Annotated in this window: 17 protein-coding genes; 5 read left to right on the top strand and 12 right to left on the bottom strand. The window is 68.1% G+C overall.

What is annotated here, in order from left to right; all coding sequences use genetic code 11:
- The first annotated feature begins 162 nt into the window (after positions 1–162).
- Positions 163–744 (top strand): hypothetical protein, encoded by a 582-nt coding sequence (locus tag SMD14_RS16205; RefSeq protein WP_321214309.1) that lies wholly within the window; start codon positions 163–165, stop codon positions 742–744.
- Between the two features lie 45 nt (positions 745–789).
- Here the strand turns inward: SMD14_RS16205 and SMD14_RS16200 are convergent, their stop codons facing one another.
- A complete protein-coding gene (locus tag SMD14_RS16200) occupies positions 790–1,395 on the bottom strand; it encodes a TetR/AcrR family transcriptional regulator (protein ID WP_157241297.1) in 606 nt (201 codons plus the stop codon).
- A 140-nt stretch (positions 1,396–1,535) separates the two neighbouring features.
- Here SMD14_RS16200 and SMD14_RS16195 point away from each other — a divergent pair, with 140 nt between their 5' ends.
- A complete protein-coding gene (locus tag SMD14_RS16195) occupies positions 1,536–3,356 on the top strand; it encodes an MBL fold metallo-hydrolase (protein WP_321214308.1) in 1,821 nt (606 codons plus the stop codon).
- A 24-nt stretch (positions 3,357–3,380) separates the two neighbouring features.
- Here SMD14_RS16195 and paaK read toward each other — a convergent pair whose 3' ends face one another.
- Both paaK and SMD14_RS16185 read right to left on the bottom strand, forming a co-directional pair.
- Positions 3,381–4,730 carry a phenylacetate--CoA ligase PaaK gene (paaK, locus tag SMD14_RS16190; protein WP_321214307.1) on the bottom strand — a complete coding sequence of 450 codons (1,350 nt, stop codon included), beginning with the start codon at positions 4,728–4,730 and terminating at the stop codon, positions 3,381–3,383.
- A 6-nt stretch (positions 4,731–4,736) separates the two neighbouring features.
- Positions 4,737–5,219, bottom strand: coding sequence for a hotdog fold thioesterase (locus tag SMD14_RS16185; RefSeq protein WP_321214306.1), 483 nt, complete (start codon positions 5,217–5,219; stop codon positions 4,737–4,739).
- A gap of 265 nt (positions 5,220–5,484) precedes the next feature.
- On the opposite strand from SMD14_RS16185, the gene pta reads away from it, so the two are divergent.
- Positions 5,485–7,560: a phosphate acetyltransferase gene (gene pta / locus SMD14_RS16180; protein WP_157241305.1), complete on the top strand. Its 2,076-nt coding sequence runs from the start codon at positions 5,485–5,487 to the stop codon at positions 7,558–7,560.
- Positions 7,561–7,630: 70 nt separating this feature from the next.
- Positions 7,631–9,004: a UDP-glucose/GDP-mannose dehydrogenase family protein gene (locus SMD14_RS16175; protein ID WP_321214305.1), complete on the top strand. Its 1,374-nt coding sequence runs from the start codon at positions 7,631–7,633 to the stop codon at positions 9,002–9,004.
- On the opposite strand, the gene SMD14_RS16170 is transcribed toward SMD14_RS16175, so the two are convergent.
- The 7 genes from SMD14_RS16170 to SMD14_RS16140 all read right to left on the bottom strand — a co-directional run bounded on the left by SMD14_RS16170 (position 9,001) and on the right by SMD14_RS16140 (position 17,416).
- Positions 9,001–10,146, bottom strand: a complete 1,146-nt coding sequence (locus tag SMD14_RS16170) for a phosphotransferase (RefSeq protein ID WP_321214304.1) — start codon at positions 10,144–10,146, stop codon at positions 9,001–9,003. The two genes, SMD14_RS16175 and SMD14_RS16170, sit on opposite strands and share 4 nt — an antisense overlap.
- Positions 10,143–11,384 (bottom strand): phosphotransferase, encoded by a 1,242-nt coding sequence (locus SMD14_RS16165; RefSeq protein WP_321214303.1) that lies wholly within the window; start codon positions 11,382–11,384, stop codon positions 10,143–10,145. Before SMD14_RS16165 ends, SMD14_RS16170 begins: the two co-directional genes overlap by 4 nt.
- A complete protein-coding gene (locus SMD14_RS16160; RefSeq protein WP_321214302.1) occupies positions 11,381–13,192 on the bottom strand; it encodes an ABC transporter ATP-binding protein in 1,812 nt (603 codons plus the stop codon). The genes SMD14_RS16165 and SMD14_RS16160 overlap by 4 nt, the downstream gene beginning before the upstream one ends.
- Positions 13,189–14,310 carry a glycosyltransferase family 4 protein gene (locus SMD14_RS16155; protein ID WP_321214301.1) on the bottom strand — a complete coding sequence of 374 codons (1,122 nt, stop codon included), beginning with the start codon at positions 14,308–14,310 and terminating at the stop codon, positions 13,189–13,191. Before SMD14_RS16155 ends, SMD14_RS16160 begins: the two co-directional genes overlap by 4 nt.
- 51 nt (positions 14,311–14,361) lie before the next feature.
- Positions 14,362–15,693, bottom strand: coding sequence for a glycosyltransferase family 4 protein (locus SMD14_RS16150; protein WP_321214300.1), 1,332 nt, complete (start codon positions 15,691–15,693; stop codon positions 14,362–14,364).
- Positions 15,680–16,930, bottom strand: coding sequence for a glycosyltransferase family protein (locus SMD14_RS16145; protein ID WP_197432468.1), 1,251 nt, complete (start codon positions 16,928–16,930; stop codon positions 15,680–15,682). Before SMD14_RS16145 ends, SMD14_RS16150 begins: the two co-directional genes overlap by 14 nt.
- 180 nt (positions 16,931–17,110) lie before the next feature.
- Complete coding sequence (locus SMD14_RS16140) at positions 17,111–17,416, bottom strand: hypothetical protein (protein WP_321214299.1); 306 nt, start codon at positions 17,414–17,416, stop codon at positions 17,111–17,113.
- 136 nt (positions 17,417–17,552) lie between these two features.
- Here SMD14_RS16140 and SMD14_RS16135 point away from each other — a divergent pair, with 136 nt between their 5' ends.
- Positions 17,553–18,716 (top strand): acetate kinase, encoded by a 1,164-nt coding sequence (locus SMD14_RS16135; protein ID WP_321214298.1) that lies wholly within the window; start codon positions 17,553–17,555, stop codon positions 18,714–18,716.
- 79 nt (positions 18,717–18,795) lie between these two features.
- Here the strand turns inward: SMD14_RS16135 and SMD14_RS16130 are convergent, their stop codons facing one another.
- Together SMD14_RS16130 and SMD14_RS16125 are read right to left on the bottom strand one after the other, a co-directional pair.
- Complete coding sequence (locus SMD14_RS16130; protein WP_321214297.1) at positions 18,796–19,992, bottom strand: FAD/NAD(P)-binding oxidoreductase; 1,197 nt, start codon at positions 19,990–19,992, stop codon at positions 18,796–18,798.
- A 4-nt stretch (positions 19,993–19,996) separates the two neighbouring features.
- Entirely contained in the window at positions 19,997–20,203 is a 207-nt protein-coding gene (locus tag SMD14_RS16125; protein WP_157241319.1) for a DUF2945 domain-containing protein, read from the bottom strand.
- Positions 20,204–20,205 lie beyond the last annotated feature (2 nt).

Below are 20,205 nucleotides of genomic sequence, written 5' to 3'. Positions count from 1 at the left end.
CGGATAACGTCACCGGCGAGACGGGGCCGGGCCGGAGCCGGCGGATGCGGGGCTGCCCGGAAGGCACTGCCGAAGGGCCCTAGCTGCGCTCCTGGGGCGGTGCTAGCCTTCGGGCATCCAGCCCGGCCGGGAGGGACAATCAATCGGAAGAAGAGGCGCTTCATGCGTACTGCAAACTCAAATCCAAGAACCCGCATCGCAGCGATAGCGGGCCTGGCAGCTGCTTTGGGAAGCGCCTTGGTCGCAGCACCACCAGCACAGGCCGCTGACGTCTTCAGGATGCAGTACACCTCCGAGTACGCGCAGGCCTATACAAGCACGATGTCTGAGGACGGATGCGCCTTCAGGTCCATATCGGCTGCCGCGGGAACCGCATTCGGCGGCGGCACCACCATGTTCTACTCTTCGTCCAGCTTCAACGTCTGCACCGGGGAGGGCTACTCAGTCTACGGCGAAGCCCCGACAGAGGTGTTCACTTTCGAACGCACTTCGGTACATGCCACCGCCACAGTGCCGCTTTCCGACGGGACCGACATCGGCTTGGACCTCACGTGGCAGGGTACGGGAACGATCGAACGCGGCGGCAGCACGTCGAGGGACATCCTGCCCGGACAGTTCGTGCAGCGAACCACCAATCGCGGCACCATCCAGGAGGCAGTGGTCAGCGGGACGCTCTCGTTCGAGAACGCCTACATCTCAGCCTCGAAGGGCTCTTCGATGACGGTGGTCATCGCCAGCCAGTGAGGGGGGCGGCGTAGGCCAGTGCCGCGAGACCCGTACTGCAGGCTGCTAGGGTTCCGCGTGCAGGCCGTCGAACGCCATGGTGATCACGTCGTCCGCCAGCCGTTCGGGCGAGAGGGAGCCGCCCGGCTTGTACCACTCAACGATGGAGTTGATCATGCCGAACAGCAGGCGGGTGACGGTTCGCGGATCGATGTCCTGGCGCAGCGAGCCCTCGTCCCGGGCGGCGGAGATCAGCCCGGCAACCTTGTGGTCGAACGCGCGACGGCGTTCCAGGGCGTCCCGCTCTATCTCGGTGTTGCCGCGCAGGCGCAGGAGCAGCGTGACGAACGGCAGCCGGTCCACCAGCACCGCCACGGTTTGCCGCAGCACAAACTCCAGGCGCGCATCCGCCGCGCCGGACACCGCCGCGGGTTCTTCCAGGATGGCCTCGAGCCCGCCGAGCGCGTGGTCCAGTGCGAGTTTGAGGAGGTCGCCCTTGGAGGGGACGTGGTGGTAGATGGCAGACTTTGAAATGCCGAGGTTGTCCGCCAGGATCCCCATTGAGGTGGCGTCGTAGCCGTGCCGGTTGAAGACGTCGACGGCGATGCGGAGCACCGATTGCTGGTCGTACCCCGGGCGGCCGCGCTTGGTGGGTGCATCAGTTGTGGACATACCGGCCATTTTCTCATGAACGTTCGGTTATTTAGGCCGTTATCGGGGAGGGACCTTGGACCCTGTGGCGGTTTGTGCGGGAGGACCACGCTGGTAGGGCAGGGAAACCAGCCGCTTTACTCCAGGAAGGCCGGACAGGCATGAGGCCCAGCACACCCCAGCCCACAGCCGTGGCGGACGGCGTGTACCAGCTGCCCACCGGGAGCGGCCGGTTCGCCTCCCACGTCTATTTTGTCCGCTCCGGGCAGGGCTGGGTGCTGGTGGATGCCGGCTGGCCGAAGGCGGACGAGGCGATTGCGGCCGCTGCGGAGTCCCTCTTTGGAAAAGGCAGCACGCCCGCAGCGATTATCCTGACGCATATCCACCCGGACCACACCGGCGCCGTCCCCGGCCTGGCCCGCCGATGGGACGTGCCGGTCTTCGTTCATCCGGATGAACTGCCGCAGGCGTCCGGGAAGCTGCTGGATGAATACGCCAACCCCCTTGACCGCCGGGTGTTGCGTCCACTGCAGCGGGTCCTGCCGCAGGGGACCATGCCCGCGACGGACCTGACCGCCGTCGTGCGTCCTTTCGATCCGGCAGACGGCGTCCCGGGGCTTCCGGACTGGAGGTGCGTGCCCACCCCTGGGCACACACCCGGGCACGTCGCCTTCTTTCGGGAGGCCGACGGCGTGCTGCTCACCGGCGACGCGGTGCTGACCACTGACGTGAACTCGCTGCGCGGCCTCCTGGGCCGGACGCGCAGGGTCAGCGCCCCGCCCCGGATTGCCACCTGGGACTGGCCGACGGCGGAGGCTTCCATCGGTGCGCTGGCCCGGCTTCGGCCGCGGGTCCTGGCCAGCGGGCACGGGCGTGCGGTTTCCGGGCCGGCGGCATCCCGCCAGTTGGATGAGCTGGCCGCCAGGGCCGGTGCTGCAGGCAATGCCGCGGCTTCAACCGCGGCGCCGGAGGCGCCTTTGGAGTACCGCTGCGTGGCCGCTGTCCGGATGGGCGGGCCGGAAGTGCTGGAGGTTGTACGACGGCGGCTGCGGACGCCGCGACGGGACGAGGCCAGGGTGCGGGTTGAGGCGTGCAGCGTGAGCGCCGTTGACGTGCAGGCCCGCAGCGGGCTCTCCACCTACCCGCCGACGTTCCCCTTTGTGCCCGGCTACGCCGTGGTGGGCGTGGTGGATGCGACGGGGGCGGGCGTCACCGCGGTTGCGCCGGGGGACCGGGTGGTGGTGATGACCGAGAAGGGCGGGTACGCCGAGTACATCTTCGCCAGCTCGCACCCCATGATGCGGATTCCCGATGAACTGGACGCGGGCGAGGTGGTGGTTGTTGCGCTGAACTACCTGGTGGCCCACCAGGCCCTCTCCCGGGTGGCCCGGATCCGGCGGGGGCAGGCCGTCCTTGTCACCGGCGCCGCCGGCGGGATCGGTACGGCGATCGTCCAGCTCGGCCGGTTGCTGCGGCTCAGGATGTACGGCGTGGACATCCCGGCCAAACACCGCTGGCTCGTTGAGCACGGGGTGGTGCCCCTGGACACGCAGCGGGACGACGTGGTCAGGGCCCTCCGCAGGCTGGAGCCCGCCGGCGTCGATGCAGTCCTGGACGGGGCGGGCGGGGAGTGGGCCGATGCCGGCCTTGCCGTGCTGCGGCCCGGCGGGGTGCTGGTGGAGTATGCCAACCCCGGCAGCCCGGCCTCCACCCTGCGCCTCCTGGCCCGGGCCGCAGGGCAGGACCTGATCCCGAAGGGCAAGAGGATCCGGCTGTACGGGACGACGTCCTGGCGGCTGGACCGCCGGCCGCTGATGGAGGCGTGGGCCACGCTTTATGGACTGCTCGGGGCGCGGAAAATAGCCCCGGTGATCGCGGACCGGTTCCCGCTGGCTGAGGCGCGGCAGGCGCACGCCCGGCTGGAGCGCGGGGACATTGCGGGAAACCTCGTCCTCATGGTGCCGGGAGAAGACCGGCGCTGAGCACCGCTGCCACCCCTTGGGCTGCTACCCCTTGGGGCGCAGGTCGTAGATCCTCCGCAGCTTGCCGTTGGACCGCTCAAGCGAGCCCGGCTCCACCACGTCAACCGCGCAGGAGGAACCCACGTGGATCTTGATCTGTTCCTTCAAGGTGCGTGCCGCCGTCGTGCTCTGCTCGACGGTGACGTTCTCCCGGCGTTCGATCTTGACCGTCATCTGGTCCATCCGCTGCCCCTCGGGGCGGGTGAGCTCCAGCTGGAAGTGCGGGCTGAGCTCGGGGATCCGGAGGGCGATTTCCTCGATCTGGGACGGGAACACGTTCACGCCGCGGAGGATGATCATGTCGTCGCTGCGGCCGGTGATGCGCCCCATCCGGCGGTGCGCGGGGCGGGCCGTGCCGGGGAGCAGGCGGGTGAGGTCCTTGGTGCGGTACCGGATGATGGGCAGCGCTTCCTTGGTCAGCGAGGTGAACACCAGTTCGCCGTGCTCGCCGTCGCCCAGGACGTTTTCCTTGCCCACTACCGGGTTGAAGGCGTCGATGATTTCGGGGCGGAAGTGGTCCTCCCAGATGTGGCTGCCGTCCTGTGTTTCCACCGCTTCGCCGGCCACGCCCGGGCCCATCACTTCGGACAGCCCGTAGATGTCGCAGGCCTTGAGGTTCATGGTGACCTCAAGCTCGTGCCGCATCTCTTCGGTCCACGGCTCGGCGCCCAGCACCGCATACTTCAGCGACGTGGAGGCGGGGTCGATGCCCATGTGGGCCATGGCGTCGGCGATGGTCAGCAGGTACGTGGGCGTGGCCAGGATGGCGTCGGGCTTGAAGTCCTGGATCAGCTGGATCTGGCGTTCGGTCTGGCCGCCGGAGATGGGGATGACGGTGCAGCCCAGGGCTTCGGCGCCGGCGTGGGCGCCCAGGCCGCCGGTGAACAGGCCGTACCCGTAGGCGTTGTGGACTTTCATGCCCGGGCGGATGCCGGAGGCGCGGAAGCTGCGGGCCACGAGTTTTGCCCAGTCCGCCAGGTCCTGCTTGGTGTAGCCGACGACGGTGGGCCGGCCCGTGGTGCCCGAGCTGGCATGGATGCGGGCTACTTCGTGCTGCGGCACCGCGAACATGCCGAACGGGTATTCCTCGCGCAGGTCGTCCTTGGTGGTGAACGGGAAGTTGCCCAGGTCGCTCAGTTCACGCAGGTCGTTGGGGTGGATGCCGGCGTCGTCGAACTTGCGCTTGTAGAGGGGCACGCGCTCGTAGGCGTAGGCAACGGTGTGCTGCAGCCGGCTGAGCTGGAGGGCCTCGAGCTCGTCGCGGGAGATGGTCTCCTCGCGGTCCAGTCCGGCTGCTGTGGTGGCTGCGGGGGATTCGGGGGCATGCAGGGTCATGGTTTCCTACTTCTTGGGGATGGTGCGGCTGCGTCCGCGGAACTCGGCAATGAGCTCGCCTGGCTGTTTCGGGGTGGGCTCGCCCGGCTGGCCGGCGTCGGCGGGCGGGGCGTCGGCGGCGAAAATCTGGATGTCGTACAGGCCGCTGCGTCCGGCGCTGGAGCGGCGGTCCGCCACCGCGGTGAGCACCTGGCCGCGGAAGGCGGGCTTGAGGAAATTGATGTCGACGCCGGAGGCCACGGTGATGCTGTTTTCCTCGCCGGGTGCCGGCACGGCGGGGTTGCACGCGAGGGCGAACGCCGTATCCCCGAAGGCGAAGATCATTCCGCCGTGGGCCATGCCGAAGCCGTTGAGCATTTCCTGCCGGAGGGTCATCCGGATGGTGGCGTGCCCGTCGCTGATGGCGAGGACCTGGATGCCCATCCACTCGGAGGCGTAGTCGTTCTCCAGGATCTGGTGCGTGGGCCCGGAAAGGGCTGTCTCAGCCATGCGTCATTGCCTCCAGCTTTATTTACCGAATGTTCATTAGGTAATCCCATCGAGGGGTCCTGTGTCAAGGGGAGGGCGGCCGGACCAGCCCAGTTTTGGAGGGTCCAGGCCAGCAGTCTGTGGGGGCAGTCCAGGGAGGCGTTCGAAAACTGGGCTGGAAGGGACGACGGCGGCCGGCAACTGGGCGGGAACGTACAGCGGCGGCGCGGGAGGGTTGGAAGTGCAAGGATGGAGGGACCGGCACCAGCACAGCAAAGGGCGGACCATGGCCAAAGGCATTTACGTCAGCGCAACCACCCCCGGCTCGGGCAAGTCACTTGTTGCCCTGGGCCTGGCGGACACCCTGCACCGGCACGCGGACAGGATCGGCTTCTTCAAACCCGTGGTCCACGGCCCGGATGCCACGGCCGATCCCATGGTGGCGCTGATGAAATCCCGTTTCGCGCTGGAGGATGAGCGGTGCCGCGGCGGCCTGACCTACACCGAAGTCCGTGATCTGCTGGCGGAAGGCAACCGCGCCGAGATCGATGCCCGCTGCGTGGAAATCTTCGCGGACATTTCGCGGCACTGCGATGTGGTGATCGTGGAGGGAACCGACCTGGTGGGCCAGGACTCCGCCGTCGAATTCGACCTCAACGCCCGCCTCGCGAACAACCTGGCCACGCCCGTGGTGGCCGTGGTGGGCGCCAAGGGGCGGACCGTTGCAGAGGCCGTGGCCGCCGTCGAGGTTGCCCGGAAGGAACTTGCCGCAGAACGGTGCGCGCTCCTGGCCATCCTGGTGAACCGTGCGGACCCGGAGGACGTGGAAGCGATCGGGGCGGCGGTCAAGCCGGGCGCGTCGAAGCGGCCCGTGTACGTCCTGCCGGAACTGGAGGAGATTGCCCGGCCCACCACCGGTGAAGTGGCCACGGCGCTCGGGGTCCGGCAGATCGCGGGCCGGCGGGACATGGAGCGCGACGTCAAGGACATCAAGGTGGCGGCCATGAACGTGGGCAACTTCCTGAACGTGCTGGACGAGGGCGCGCTGGTGATCGTTCCCGGGGACCGGGCCGACGTGATGGTGGCCTGCCTGGCCTCATCCTTCTCGCCGGAATTTCCGGTGGCATCCGCGCTCATCCTCACCGGCGGGCTGGCGCCGGACGCCAACATCTACCCGCTCCTGGCGCAGGCGCCGTTCCCCGTGTTCGCCACGAAGGAGGACACCTACACCACCGCGCGCCGGGTCTCCGAAGTCCGCAGCGAGATCTGGTCCGGGCACCGCCGCAAGGTTGCCTCCGCCCTGGGGCTGTGGTCCCGCCGGGTGGACGAAACCGAACTTGTGGAGCGCCTGCACCTGCCAAGGGCCGAGCGGATGACGCCGCTGCGCTTCCTGCACGACCTCATCGAACGCGCCCGCTCGCAGCGCCGGCACGTCGTGCTGCCGGAAGGAACGGACGTGAGGATCCTGCGCGCGGCGGAGATCCTGCACCGGCGCGACGTCTGCGACCTCACCGTGCTTGGGCCGGAGCCTGACGTCCGCGAACTGGCCGCAGCGAACGGCATCGACCTCACCGGCATCAGCATCGTGGACCCCGCCACCTCGGACCTCCGGCAGAAGTTTGCCGAGAAGTACGCCGAGCTGAGGGCGCACAAGGGGGTGGACCTGGCCAAGGCGCTGGAGATCATGCAGGACGTCAGCTACTTCGGCACCATGATGGTCCAGCTGGGCGTGGTGGACGGCATGGTGTCCGGGGCCGCGCACACCACGGCCCACACCATCCGGCCGGCCCTGGAGTTCGTGAAGACGCGCCCGGGCGTGAAGATCGTGTCCTCGGTGTTCCTCATGCTCATGCCGGACCGGGTGCTGGTGTACGGCGACTGCGCGGTGAACCCTGACCCGAACGTGGAGCAGCTGGCGGACATTGCGCTGGCTTCGGCGGAGACCGCCGCCCAGTTCGGGGTGGAGCCGCGGGTGGCCATGCTGTCCTACTCAACGGGCGGCTCCGGCTCCGGGGAGGCGGTGGACGAGGTGCGGCAGGCCACCGAGCTGGTCCGTGAGCGCCGGCCGGACCTCGCCGTCGAAGGCCCCATCCAGTACGACGCCGCGGTGGACGCCTCCATCGCCGAGTCCAAGATGCCGGGGTCCTCGGTTGCCGGGCAGGCCACCGTTTTCATCTTCCCGGACCTCAACACCGGCAACAACACGTACAAGGCGGTGCAGCAGAGCTCCGGGGCGGTCGCCGTCGGGCCTGTCCTGCAGGGGCTCCGGAAGCCCGTCAACGACCTCTCCCGCGGCTGCACCGTGGAGGACATCGTCAACACCGTAGCCATCACGGCCATCCAGGCCCAGGCGCAGGCGTGAACAGGTAGGGTAGCGGAAAATACTCCTGGTCCGGCCTGCGCCGGGCCAGACGCCCCGGGGGGAGGCCACGATGAAGGTTTCGGTTATTGGCTGCGGTTATCTCGGTGCGGTCCATTCGGCCGCGCTGGCCCGGCTCGGGCATGACGTCGTGGGCATCGATGTCGATGCCGGGAAGGTGCAGGCTTTGGCCGCTGGCCGGCCTTCCTTCTTCGAACCCGGCCTGCCGGAGCTCCTGGCCGCCGGCGCCGAGGCCGGCACCTTGCACTATTCCACCAACATCGCCGACGCGGCAGGGTGCGCCGTCCACTTCATCACGGTCGGAACTCCGCAGCAGCCGAACGGGTATGCGGCTGACCTCAGGTACGTCCATGCAGCTGTTGCTGCGCTCATTCCGCATCTCAGGCCAGGCGACGTCGTGGCTGGGAAGTCCACTGTTCCTGTAGGGACGGCGCGGCAGATCGCCGCGACACTCAGCGCCGGAGCTGCCGGATCCCTGCTGGTGTGGAATCCCGAATTCCTCCGCGAGGGCCACGCCGTGCAGGACACGCTGTCTCCGGATCGGCTGGTTTACGGCCTGCCCGGCCCTGCGGGCTGCGACGGCCTGGGGGCCGCGGACGGGCAGGTGCCCCATCCCCAGCGTGTGCTGGACGAGGTGTACCGGCAGCTTTTGGCGGACGGGTGCCCCCGCCTGGTCATGGATTATGAGACGGCGGAGATGGTCAAGGTCTCGGCGAATGCCTTCCTGGCCACCAAGATCTCCTTCATTAACGCGATTTCCGATGTCTGTGAGGCTGCCGGGGCGGACGTTGCCATGCTGGCGGACGCCATTGGCTACGACGCCCGGATCGGCCGGAGCTTCCTCAACGCGGGCCTGGGGTTCGGTGGCGGCTGTCTCCCGAAGGATATCCGGGCATTCATGGCCCGTGCCGGGGAACTGGGCGCCAGCCAGGCTCAGGCGCTCCTGCGGGAGGTTGATGCCATCAACGCGGGCCGCCGCTCCAGGATGGTGGACCTCGCCAGTGAGGTGTGCGGCGGTTCGCTTGCGGGTCAACGGGTGGCTGTCCTTGGCCTGGCGTTCAAGCCCCAGTCCGACGACGTCAGGGAGTCGCCCGCCCTCAGCGTCGCTGCAGAACTGCAGGACAAGGGTGCGATCGTGACGGCGACCGATCCCCAGGCGGTCCGTAACGCGGCGCTGATTCTGCCGGCGCTGAACTGCGTGGAGACCGTGGAGGAGGCAGTCCAGGGCTCGCATGCCGTGCTGGTCCTGACTGACTGGGACGAATACCGGTCCCTGGATCCAACCTGGCTGGCCGGGCTGGTCTCGGGCATGGCGGTGGTAGACGGGCGCAGCTGCCTTGACGCAGATGCCTGGCGCGCAGCGGGCTGGACCTATCGGGCTCTCGGACGGCCCGGACTCCCTGCAGCCGTGCCGGCCACCGTCTAGGCGAAGTCCGCCAGCCGGGAATGCCCGCCCCGCTGCCCAAGCCTTCCCAAAATGTGCGCAAACCAGTCATGGGCGAGGGGCCGGTACGGGGGCCGGAACGCGTAGACGCAGGCAATCCTGACGGCGGCAGCCACGCGGTAGGCCTGCAGCCGGGCCGGGTCCACGCACAGGCTGTCCGCGGCCTCAAGTATCCGCCCTTCAGCGTGGGTTGCAGCGGCCCGAAGGAGCAGCCCCTGCCAGTACCGGAACTCCACATGTGCCAGCAGGTTTCCAAGGTCCAGTGCGGGTTCTGCCGTGGAGAGCGTGTCGAAGTCGATCAGCCCGAGGCCCCCTTCCCGGGAGCCGACGAGAATCTGTTTGTCGTGAAGGTCACGGTGGCACAGGACAGGAGCCTGCGCGGGCGTGGCCAGCAGCATCAGGTTCACCCTTTCGACGGCGTCTCCAAGAGACGTGCCCGCAGCCTGGAGGGCGCCATGTGCGTCTGCGTGTCCAGCCCATTGCGCCACCGTCCGGCATTCATCTTCCGCTGTATGGAACGGCAGTGCCCCTCGGGGCGCTTCGGCGAAGTGCGGCCACGTCCCCGGGAACAGCCGCCAAGCGGCTTCCCAGCCGGCCTGCGCGGCACTGCCGGTCCCGGGCATGTCCGCAGCAGCGGCGCGGCCAAGGCGGTGCAGGTCCGTGCCGGCAACAGCGGAAAGCGTAATGCTGCCCGAATCCTGCCGCAGGAGCCGGGGAACGGTGATACCCGTTGTTTCCGGGAGTTTTTCCGCGAGGCTGTGCGTTCGGGCCAGTGCCGGGGCCTTGCCCTGGCGCACCACCTTGGTGAACGTGGACTGCCCGTCCGGGTGCACGTGCCGGAGCACCGCCCGCCGCCCGTATCGGTGGATCAGCAATTGGCTGCCGCGTGCAGCGTCCCGGAGGCTTTCCAGGGCGGGGTCACACCCGTACGGCGCGGCCCGGATGCAACCATCACCGGATACGCTGCCGGCGCGGATGCGTCCCGTGTCGGTTTCCCTGGCCTCAAATGTCAGGCTGCCGTTGGCACCGGGCCAGACCTTCCGGACGGTCACGCCGGTTCCCATGGCCCGCGGGACCGCGGGCCCGTGCAGCACAGCCAGGGCGGAGGAGATCCGGCCCGTCACAGGATCTGCTCTATTGTTGCCAGCCGGTCTGCCATTTCCTGATGCCAGTGGTCCCTGCAGTTTCGGAACGGCTCATGCAGCCTGCCCAGCAGGTGGAAGGCTGTCCAGGCAACCACCTCGGCGTCGCTGACCGGCTGGTCCGTTGACCGGTAACCCTCCAGCAGGGCCGCAGTGAGGGACGGCCTGCCCGCACCGGCACCCGCAGCAAGGAGTTCAACGGCCGCGAAGCTCCCCAGGTCCGATGCTCCACGGCCGTGGGAGCATCGGTCAAAGTCGATCAGGCGGATCCGGGTCCCGTCCACGAGCACCTGGTCCGCGGAGAAGTCACCGTGGATGAGGGTTTGGCCAGAGTTGACGTCCACCACCGGTTGCAGTCTTCTGTGAATCCTGTCCAGCCGGGCGGCCAGTGCCGGGACAAGCCTCGCAAGGTGCCGCACCGTGGCGGAAAGCCTCGACGCCGGGCTGCCCTGCATGGCCTGTGCCCCCGGCAGCGGTCCCAGCGAGTGAAGCCGTGCCAGTGCCCTTCCGGTTTCATGGGTCAGTTCAGTGAGCCGCGTCGCCGTGCTCTCTCCGGGGGAGCCGAGGTGGCCCATGCCGAACCACGGGTAGTAGCGAAGGCTCCGCGAGCGGGGAATGCCCGGGGGCAGGGCCTCCGGGAGGCATTCCGGCACCACCGGGACGCCGGCGCCGCCCAGCCGGACCAGCAGGGCTGCCGTTCCGGGGAAAGGCGTGGACGTGGCCTTGCAGACGAGCTCCCCCGTATCAGTCCCCACCGTGAATACGACTCGCCGAAACGGGTTGTAGTTCAGGATCCGGCTCCCGGCCATGCCGCCGGGTAAGCCGGAACGGGTGAAGCGGGCCAGGGGTTTGTGCAGCTTCCCGTCCATCTGCAGGGGCCCCGTAAGCACCTGGTACCCCGGAAAGCCTGGCATTCCTATCTGCACCACGCGGGAGGCCCCGGAGGACCATTGCCTGCTTCGGTGCAGGATCTTTTCGGCCTTCTCGACGGCGGACGGGTGGTACGCGGCAATCCATTGCGGCGTGTCCTGCCCGTCCTGGAGCCGCGCCACCGCCGAGACGCCCGGCTTATGCCGCATGCGGTCCGCCCGGGCCGGCCGTCCCAAGGCGTGGCTCAGGCGGGAGGCATCGAAGAAGAGGTCGAGAACGGGCAGGCCCTTGTCCACGGGAGGCCCGGCAGGCCCGGCAGCGGTGCCGGGGAAAGTCCCTCTGTTGCTCATGCTGTCTCCGTCCTTGCCGGGGCCTCGCGGGCGGCTGCGAGCTGCTGCGCGAGCCAGGAGGCGAACAGCGGATAGCCGACCAGCTCATCGGGCGGCCCGTCCAGCAGAACCTGCCCGTCCTGCAGCCAGACCACCCTGTCACAGGCCAGGGCCACCGAGGCCTCATGGGTGATCCACACCGTGGTGCGCCCCCTGATCAAGGTGTCCAGGCCCGCCATCACCTCGGCACGGGATGCCTGGTCCAGTCCGGTGGTCACCTCATCGAGAACCACCACCGGTGAATCCCGGAGCAGGGCCCGTGCAATTGACAGGCGCTGCCGCTGGCCGCCCGAAAGAGTGCCGCCCCGCTCGCCGACCACGGTGTCGTAGCCTTCCGGCAACGCTGCGATGAACCCGTGGGCATGGGCGAGGCGGGCCGCCTGCTCCACCTCGCGGTCAGAGGCGTCCAGCCGGCCGTAGCGGATATTTTCCCTTATGGTTCCTGCGAACAGCACCGCCTCCTGCAGGACGACACCCAGGGCCGAGCGGACCGAACCCAACGTGGCGTCCCTGAGGTCCCGCCCGTCGATCCGCACCGAACCCTCCACCGGGTCGAGCATGCGCGCCAGCAGGGACACGAGCGTGGACTTCCCGGATCCGGATGGTCCGATGATGGCGGTCTTGCGACCCGCCGGGATGGTGAGGTCCACCCCGCGCAGCACTGGCCGGCCAGCGATGTAGGCGGCGGTAACTCCCCGGAATTCAATCGCTCCGCGCACTGTGCCAAGGGGAGTGGCGCCGGGTGCATCGGTGATCTCCACGTGTTCCTCGAGGAGTTCAGCCACCCGCTCCCCGGATGCCGCGGCGCGGGCTATGCGCCCGGTATATTTTGCCAGGTCCCGCAGGGGCTTCATCGCCGTCTTGAGGTACATGAGGAACAACACCAGGTCCCCCGGAGTCATGGCGCCTTGAGTCACGCGCCAGCCCCCGACCGTCAAGACCACCGCGCCCGCCAGGCCGACTATGACATCGGTTCGGCGCTCCAGTGCGGCGGCAAGGCGCCGGGACTGCACCCCGTCCTTCAGCGTCCTGGCGTTGCTGCCTTTGAAGCGGACTGCGAGCGCGCTTTCCAAACCGTACGCCTGGACGACACGGATGGCTCCCAGGCTCTCCTGCGCGGTATTGGCGAGTGAGCTTTCACCCTTGCGGGTGCGGCGGGCCGCCGTCGTTATTCTTCCCGTGCTCCTCCTGGAGACGGCCACGAATGCTGCACAGGCGGCGAGCACGGTGAGAGCCAGCAGCGGGTCCAGCCAGAACATGACCCCGGCCATCGCCACGAGCGTGATGCAGTTCGCCAGCAGGGGCAGGCCGGCGCTGACGGCAACTTCCTGGAGCCGGCCCACGTCGCCCACGAGCCGCTGCACCGTGTCACCGGTCCGTGATGTCGCGTGGTAGCGGGCAGAGAGGGACTGGACATGGTCGAAAACGCGTGCCCTCAGCTCCGTGGCGACGCGTGAACCGGCCAAGGCAAACGCCACAGTGGCCAGGAAATTGCTGAGTGCGCGCAATACCGTGATCAGCAGCACCGCAGCCCCGCAGGCGAGGAGAAGACCCGGACCTGCCGCAGGCCCGGGACCGCCAAGGTCCGCACCAAGGCTCCGGGTGACCGCGTCCACCACAAATTTCACCGGCCAAGGTTCCAGAATCCGGAAGGCCACCTCGAAGAGCAGCGCCGTCACACCTCCCGCCATCAACCACTTGTGCCCGGCAAGGTGGGGACGCACCATGGCGAGCGTGCGCCGCAATGGCCGTTCCCGCGGTCTGCTCACAGGGCTGCGCCTTCTGTGATGCGCGCCAGCACACTGTCCCAGCTGTGCCGCTCCAGGACAACGCGCCGGGCGGCTGCCGACATCGCAGCCCGGGTGCCTGGAGCCGCAACGAGGGAATCGATGGCACCTGCCAGCCGGCCGGCATTGGAAGGATCCACGAGCAGGCCGGTGACCCCGTGCTCGATGATTCCGGGAACCTGGCCCACCCGTGAGGCCACGACCGGAAGGCCGGCCGCGCAGTACTCGTAGATCTTCAAAGGAGAAAAGTAGTGTTCCGCGTCATCGTCCAGGGCAGGATAGGGGGCCACCCCGATTGCACAGCCGGCCAGGGCGGCGGGGATATCGTCCGGCGGAACAGCACCGGTGAACTCGACGTCCAGCTCCAGATCCGCAGCGAGGGCGCGCAGCGCTGGCCCCTCGGGTCCGTCGCCTACGATCTTCAGTGCCCAAACGCGTGAGGCAGCAGCCTGGGCTTCCAGCAGCGTCCGCACACCGTGCCATGGCTTCAGTGTCCCGACAAACACCACAACCGGCCTGCCCGCGGTCTCGGGTGACGGCCTGATGCGGTGGCCGTTCACACCGTTCGGGGTGACGATCACGTGCCGCGCGCCAGGGCCGGTACGGTCCAGCACCCAGTCACGGACGGGTGCCGAAACGCAGGCAACCGTGCTGGCGGCCCGGACCTGGCCGCGCAGGCAGTCAAGGGCTGCTTCCTCGTCGTGGATCTCCCGGTACTTGCGCTGTTCGTCAATGAGCGGTGCGTTGACCTCCAGGAAGCCGGGAATCCGCAATGCCTCCGTGACGCGCTGGAGTGCGTCGCTGAACAGGGAGTAGCGCTCGTAGACGGCATCGGCGCCATCCCGAATCACCTGCGCAGCAAGGCTTTCCGCAGCCCGCACCTGTGCCCGCTCACGATTCCCGCCTGTGGCGGCCTTGATGGGGTGCACCACGACAGGGACGTCTGCCAGGTCGGGAGGAACGTCCGTCCCGCTCCGTGTGCAGTAGATCGTCACCTCGGCCCCGCGGTTGCGCCAGCTGCGGACAATTTCCTGGACGTGGACGGACGCGCCTTTGCTCCCGAACACAGGAACGCCGGGATCGACGGAAAGATAAGCCACCCGTCTTCCAGCCATTGCCGCCACCCCAGCTGATACCCCGCCGGCCATTGCTCAGCGGCCTGCGGATTGTGTCAGGACAGGGCTCAGGGCCGCATCAGCTGGTGCGAAGTCCACAGGGGTGGCCCGCCCGGGCTGAGACCTGGAATGGACAGCGGTGCTCTGGTACTGCAGATCCCTCAGGGCCGCTGACTGGATGGCCGCATCGAAGTTCCGTTCCACGAGCCTCCTGGCGGCGCCAGCCATGCCGATCCGGTCGAAACCCGGCCGGGTGACCTCCTGCAAGGCGGCGACGAGCTCGCCGGTGCTGCCCGGGACCGTAAGAATACCGGTCTGTCTCCCGCCGTCGTCGTGCCCCACCACCTCGGGGATGCCGGTGACGGCGCTGGCCACCACCGGGACCCCCAAAGCCATGGCTTCGAGCAGTACGGTGGGAAGCCCGTCGGTGTTGCCGTCAGCACCCACAACACAGGGCGCCACGAACACATCGGCCCACCGCAGCAGCTCGATCACCTCGTTCTGCGTGCGGGGTCCCAGCAGTTCCACGCTGCGTTCAAGCCCGAGCCGCGCAATCCGGCCTGCCAGGTCTTCCTCCAGTTCTCCGCCGCCCGCGATCCGCGTCACGGTGCTGACCCCCGCGGCCTGCAGGGCAGCCACTGCATCAATGAGGTGCCGGAAGCCCTTTTTCTCCACCAGGCGGCCCACGGCCGCAATCCGCAGGGGTGAATGCAGGGCGGACGGCGGCAGGTAGGGAAACCGTCCCAGTTCGAGGCCGTTGTAGATGCGCCGCACTTTGCCGGCGGAGTCCGGCGCAATGGCCCGCAGGAAGCCGGCATTGAAGTCGCTGACGGTCACCACGTGCGAGGCCGATGCCATCAGTGACCGCAGAACGTCCTCGTCAACAGCTTCATGGAAGAGATCCTTGGCATGGGCCGTGAACGAAAAACGTATGCCGGCCAGTGCAGCGGCGATCGCCGCCGTCCGGGCAGCGAGGCTCCCAAAGTGCGCGTGCAGGTGCGTGATTCCCCGGCGGGTTGCCTGAACCGCCAATTCAATGCCCTGGTGCACTTCCCCTGCATCTGCCCTGGCAAGCTCGGGCAGCATGCGGGCGAAGGATGCGCCGAACCCGGGAACAGTCCTCTCCGCCTCGGCGATGACCATCCATCCTTCTGCGAGCCTGGCGGGCCTGCCGAGGTATGTCACAGGGGCCTGCACGCGGGCGAGTTCCGGGTGGAAACGGGGATCCGAGGCCTGGCGGAGCGAAAAAATGTGGATGTCTTCCCCCGCCGCTTCCCTTGCGAGGATCTCGGTAACGATAAAGGTCTCCGAAAACCTGGGGTAAACCTTCAGCACATATCCGGTGCGAACCTGCTCAGACAGCTGCACGGTTCCTCCAGTCCGAGCGGATCCCAGGGTGCTGGATTACTGCCGGGGCCGATCTCCGGCGTGTTACCGGGCTAGCGAGCAGCCCGGCAGCAAGGCCGCACACCGTCTCCAGCCCGCTCAGCGAAATGCCGGTGCGGGTGGTGGAGGAGCCCGCTGCGGAGCGGAACCATGCACCCAAGGCCTCGGGGGTGAACGCTTCGGGCCGGCAAAGATCAATGAGCCCCCGGTCGGCCAGGGCCTTGGCCCGTATCAGCTGCTCCCGGCGGGGACTGGTGCGGGGGACAATCAGCGCCGGGGTTGTGGTGCTCATGATCTCGCAGACGCTGTTGTACCCTCCCATGGAGACCACCGCAGCCGCGTCCCTGATCTCCGGCAGGGCGTCCCGCACTGAGCCTACGACTGTCACGGAGGCGCCGGCAGCGCGCTCCACTTCGGCCCGGTGTCCCATCGGCATGTTCGGCCCGGTCACCACCAGGTGCTCATAGCCGGCCGGTACTTCCGCTCGGGCGGCCGTGAGCGTAACCTCCAGGCCGTCGCCGCCCCCGCCTGCGAGCGTCAGCACGTAGGGGCTGCGGGATTCGGGGCCTGGCTGGGCTGAGTGCCGGTTCGCGGCGAGGTAGCCGGTAAACCGGACGAGGTCCTCCAGTTCCTGCGGCACCTCCCCGGTGCTCAGGGGATCGTGGACGGCCGGGTCCCCATAGACCCAGACTTCATCAAAGGCCTCACGCACCCGCGAAAGATCGCCCAAAGCCCGCCATTCCCGCCGGGCGGCAGAGGGAGAGTCCAGGACTTCCCGAAGGCCAAGCACCACCCGGCAGTTGGGCTTTGCCGTCCGGAGCCGGCCGAGGGCACGGGCCAGTTCGTTGTCAACACCGAAGGCGTGCCGGTCTACGATGACCAGATGCGGCTTGAACTGTTTGGTGACGGCGGCCAGGATCCGCGAACGGATCCGCACGAGTTTGGGCTGTCCAACCTGGAGGTGGCGGGGCTCGTAGCCGTTCGGACCCTTCTGGATTCCGGGCAGCAGGACCCAGTCCCAGCCAACGGGCGCGCAGAAACGCGGGGCGTTCGGCTCGCCCGTGATCAGCAGGCCGCTCACGGGACGGCCGGTCAGCCCCGGCAACCCGCGCGAGAGCGCATGCGCCAAGGCCAGGTTGCGGCGGCTATGGCCAAGGCCCTGCGAATCGTGGGAGTAGAGCACCACCCTCAGCGGCTTCGGTGTCTTGGCGGCCTTCATTTTTCCGGAAATTTCATTCAAGCCGGTTGTCACACTCCCTGAGCTGACGTTACAAGCCCAGTATTGCCCGTGACCGCACGGGTAGCAACATATTCAGGGATAAAACGACGGCGGCACCCGCCAGGGTGCCGCCGTCGCCATTGCTGCCAGCCGTCGAGCGGCCCGGCAATGAGGTGCTGTTCAGCTGTTGTCCGGCTTGGCCAGGCTTTCCTGGTCCTCCTGCTTGGCGGGTTCGTCCGACAGGCCCTGCGGGGTGAGGTCCAGGTCCTCCGTGTTCTCCGGGGCCTCGGGGGCTTCGCCGGTTTCGGCGGCCTTGAGGTTGCCGGTGTCGTCCAGGGCCGGGTTGGCGCCCTCCACCACCGTGGGGTCCTTCTTTCCGGAGCCCGGCCGGGCATCCGAATCCGCCTGGGCATTCAGGGGAGCGGTGCTGCTGGATCCCGTGTTGGTGGGATCATTCTCGTCAATCGACGCGGGTTCGTTCGTCATGGAAGTGTCCTCTCGGGCGTGGTCCAGCCTGTCCGCCCCGACTCTAGGCGCAGCCGGGCCCATCCGCAAGGAATCGGCCGCCGCGCCCACCTATAGTGGGGTTTGAACCGCAGAAGCAAGGCTCAGGAGGCCCCTCATGCTCGTGCTCGTCATCAACTCCGGATCGTCGTCGCTCAAATACCAGGTGCGCGATGTCGCGGCCGGGAGCGTCCTGACCGAGGGGCTGATCGAGAAGATCGGCATGGGCAACGGCGGTGACGGGGACGGGGAAATCGAGGGCCCGCGGGACCATGCCGAGGCACTGGAACAGGTGGACGCCGCCATCCACCAGGAACTCGGCGGCTTGGAGCTGGCGGCAGTGGGCCACCGGGTGGTGCACGGCGGCGAGCGGTTCGCCGAACCCGTGCTGATTGACAACGAGATCACCCGCGCCATCGAGCGCCTGAACCCGCTGGCACCGCTGCACAACCCGGCCAACGTGCTGGGGATCCGCGCCATCACCAGGAAGTGGCCGGACATGCCGCAGGTTGCCGTGTTCGACACCGCCTTCCACCGCACCCTCCCGGAGCACGCCTGGCGCTACGCTGTCCCGGATGAGCTGTACACCAACCACGGCATCCGCCGCTACGGCTTCCACGGCACCTCCCACGAGTACGTGGCGCGGCGCGCGGCAGCGCTGCTGGACCTGCCCATGGAAGAGTTCGACGGCGTGATTGCCCACCTGGGCAACGGCGCCTCCGTCACCGCCATCCGGGGCGGCCATTCCGTGGACACGTCCATGGGCTTCACGCCCCTGGAAGGCCTGGTGATGGGGACCCGCTCGGGCGACCTGGACCCGTCCATCCTGGTGTTCCTGGGCCGGGCAGGCTGGACGCCGGAGGACCTGGACACCATGCTCAACCGGGAATCCGGGTTGAAAGGCCTGGCCGGCAACAACGACATGCGCTCCGTGGTGGAGGCCTCGGAATCCGGCGACGCGCGGGCTGCGACGGCGCTCGCCGTCACCTCCTACCGGCTGGCCAAGTACATCGGCGGGTACCACGTCGCCGTGGGCGGGGCGAAGGCACTGGTGTTCACTGCAGGGATCGGCGAGAACTCCCACCAGTTCCGTGCCCTGGTGGCGGACAGGCTGGGCGCGCTGGGCATAGAGCTCGACGCCGGCCTGAACGCCGAGCGGTCAAAGGAGCCGCGCGTCATTTCCACGGCGCGGTCCGCCATTCCCGTCCTGGTGGTTCCCACGGACGAGGAGCGGGCCATCGCGGAGGCGACTGCCGCCGTCGTGACTTCCGCGGCCGGGTAACCGACGCTCTATCACTTAACGCGGGGTTTCCCCGGACCCTCTCTCACTTAACGCGGGGTTTCCCCGGACCCTCTCTCACTTACGCCCTGCCCTTGAGGATCAGGTTCCAGTAGACCTGCGGGAAGATGTCCCGGTCCACCACCCAGGACAGCCTGCTCTCGTTCCAGGTTGGCACCCGGGGAATGGTGGGCATGGCCCGGTACCGGTCGTCGAACTCGGCGAACACCACGGTGTCGCGTGACACCGTGAAGGGGCACACCGAGTAGCCGTTGTACTTTGCCCGCAGGGCCTTGCCTTTCCGCGCGGCCACCAGGTTTTTGGCCAGGACCTTCGTCTGCTTCCGCAGGGCGCCCCCCGACTTGGAATTGGTGGTTCCGGCCGCGTCCCCCAGCGACCAGACGTTCTGGAACCGGATATGCCGGAGCGTCTGCCGGTCCACCTCCACGAAGCCGCCGGCGTCACCGGCTGCAGGCAGGTCGGTCGCCTTGAGCCAGTCCGGGGCGGACTGCGGCGGAACGGCGTTGAGGACGTCGTAGTGCAGGTTCTCTTCGGTACCGGCGGCCAGGTCCCGGATGGTGGCCGTCTGGCCGGCCGCGTCCACGGCAACCAGTTCGCTGTTGGTCCGCAGCTCGATGCCGTACTCGGCGATCTTGCGGTCAAGCTCCCGGTCCACCTCCGGGACGCCGAACACGGTGGGGTAGGGCTGCACCATCACCACGCGGATCCGGTCCAGGACACCCTGTTCCCGCCAGTAGTCGCAGGCCAGGTACATGGGTTTCTGGCTTGCGCCGCCGCATTTGACGGGACCGGCGGGCATGGTGAAGACGGCCGTGCCGGACGTGAGGCCGCTCAACAGGGTCCAGGCCTTGGACGCGAGTTCGAACTCGTAGTGCGAGGCGCCGGCGGGCGAGTGCACGGCCTCGGCCAGGCCGGGCACGGCATCCCAGTCATACTGCAGGCCGGGGCACACCACCAGCTGTCCGTAGGACACGGTGGAACCGGACGCCAGGGTGACGGTGTTCGCGTCCGTGTCCACACCGGCGGCGGCGTCGTGGATCCACGTCACGCCCTGGGGGATCACGGACTCCTGCGACCGGACGGCCTCCGTTGCCTGCGCCCGGCCGCCGGCGATGTGGGAGAACAGCGGCTGGTAGAAGTGGTGGTCCTTGGGCTCCACGACGGCCACGTCCTTGACCCCGTAGCGCTCCAGGCGGGCGGCCAGTGACACGCCGGCGTTGCCGCCGCCGATGATGACCACCTCGTGCTGCGCGGCCACCGTGCTACTTCTTTTCGGTCAGGGCGGAAGCCTTGTGCGCGGCCCGGGCTCCGGTCTTGGCCGACTCCACCACATACTGCGGCTCGTCCTCGCTGGCACGGTGGGTGTTCCCGTCCAGTTCAAAGTCACTGGTCTTCTTTTCCACGATCCTGCCGTGCGTCTTGCCCTGCGGGGTGTTCCATTCCACGGACGTTCCCTTGCCCAATGACATCT

Origin of the sequence: Pseudarthrobacter oxydans, assembly GCF_034258515.1 — a bacterium.
Taxonomy (GTDB): Bacteria; Actinomycetota; Actinomycetes; order Actinomycetales; family Micrococcaceae; genus Arthrobacter.
The sequence above is the reverse complement of the archived record's forward strand: the minus strand, read 5'-3'. Positions and strand labels throughout refer to the sequence as shown.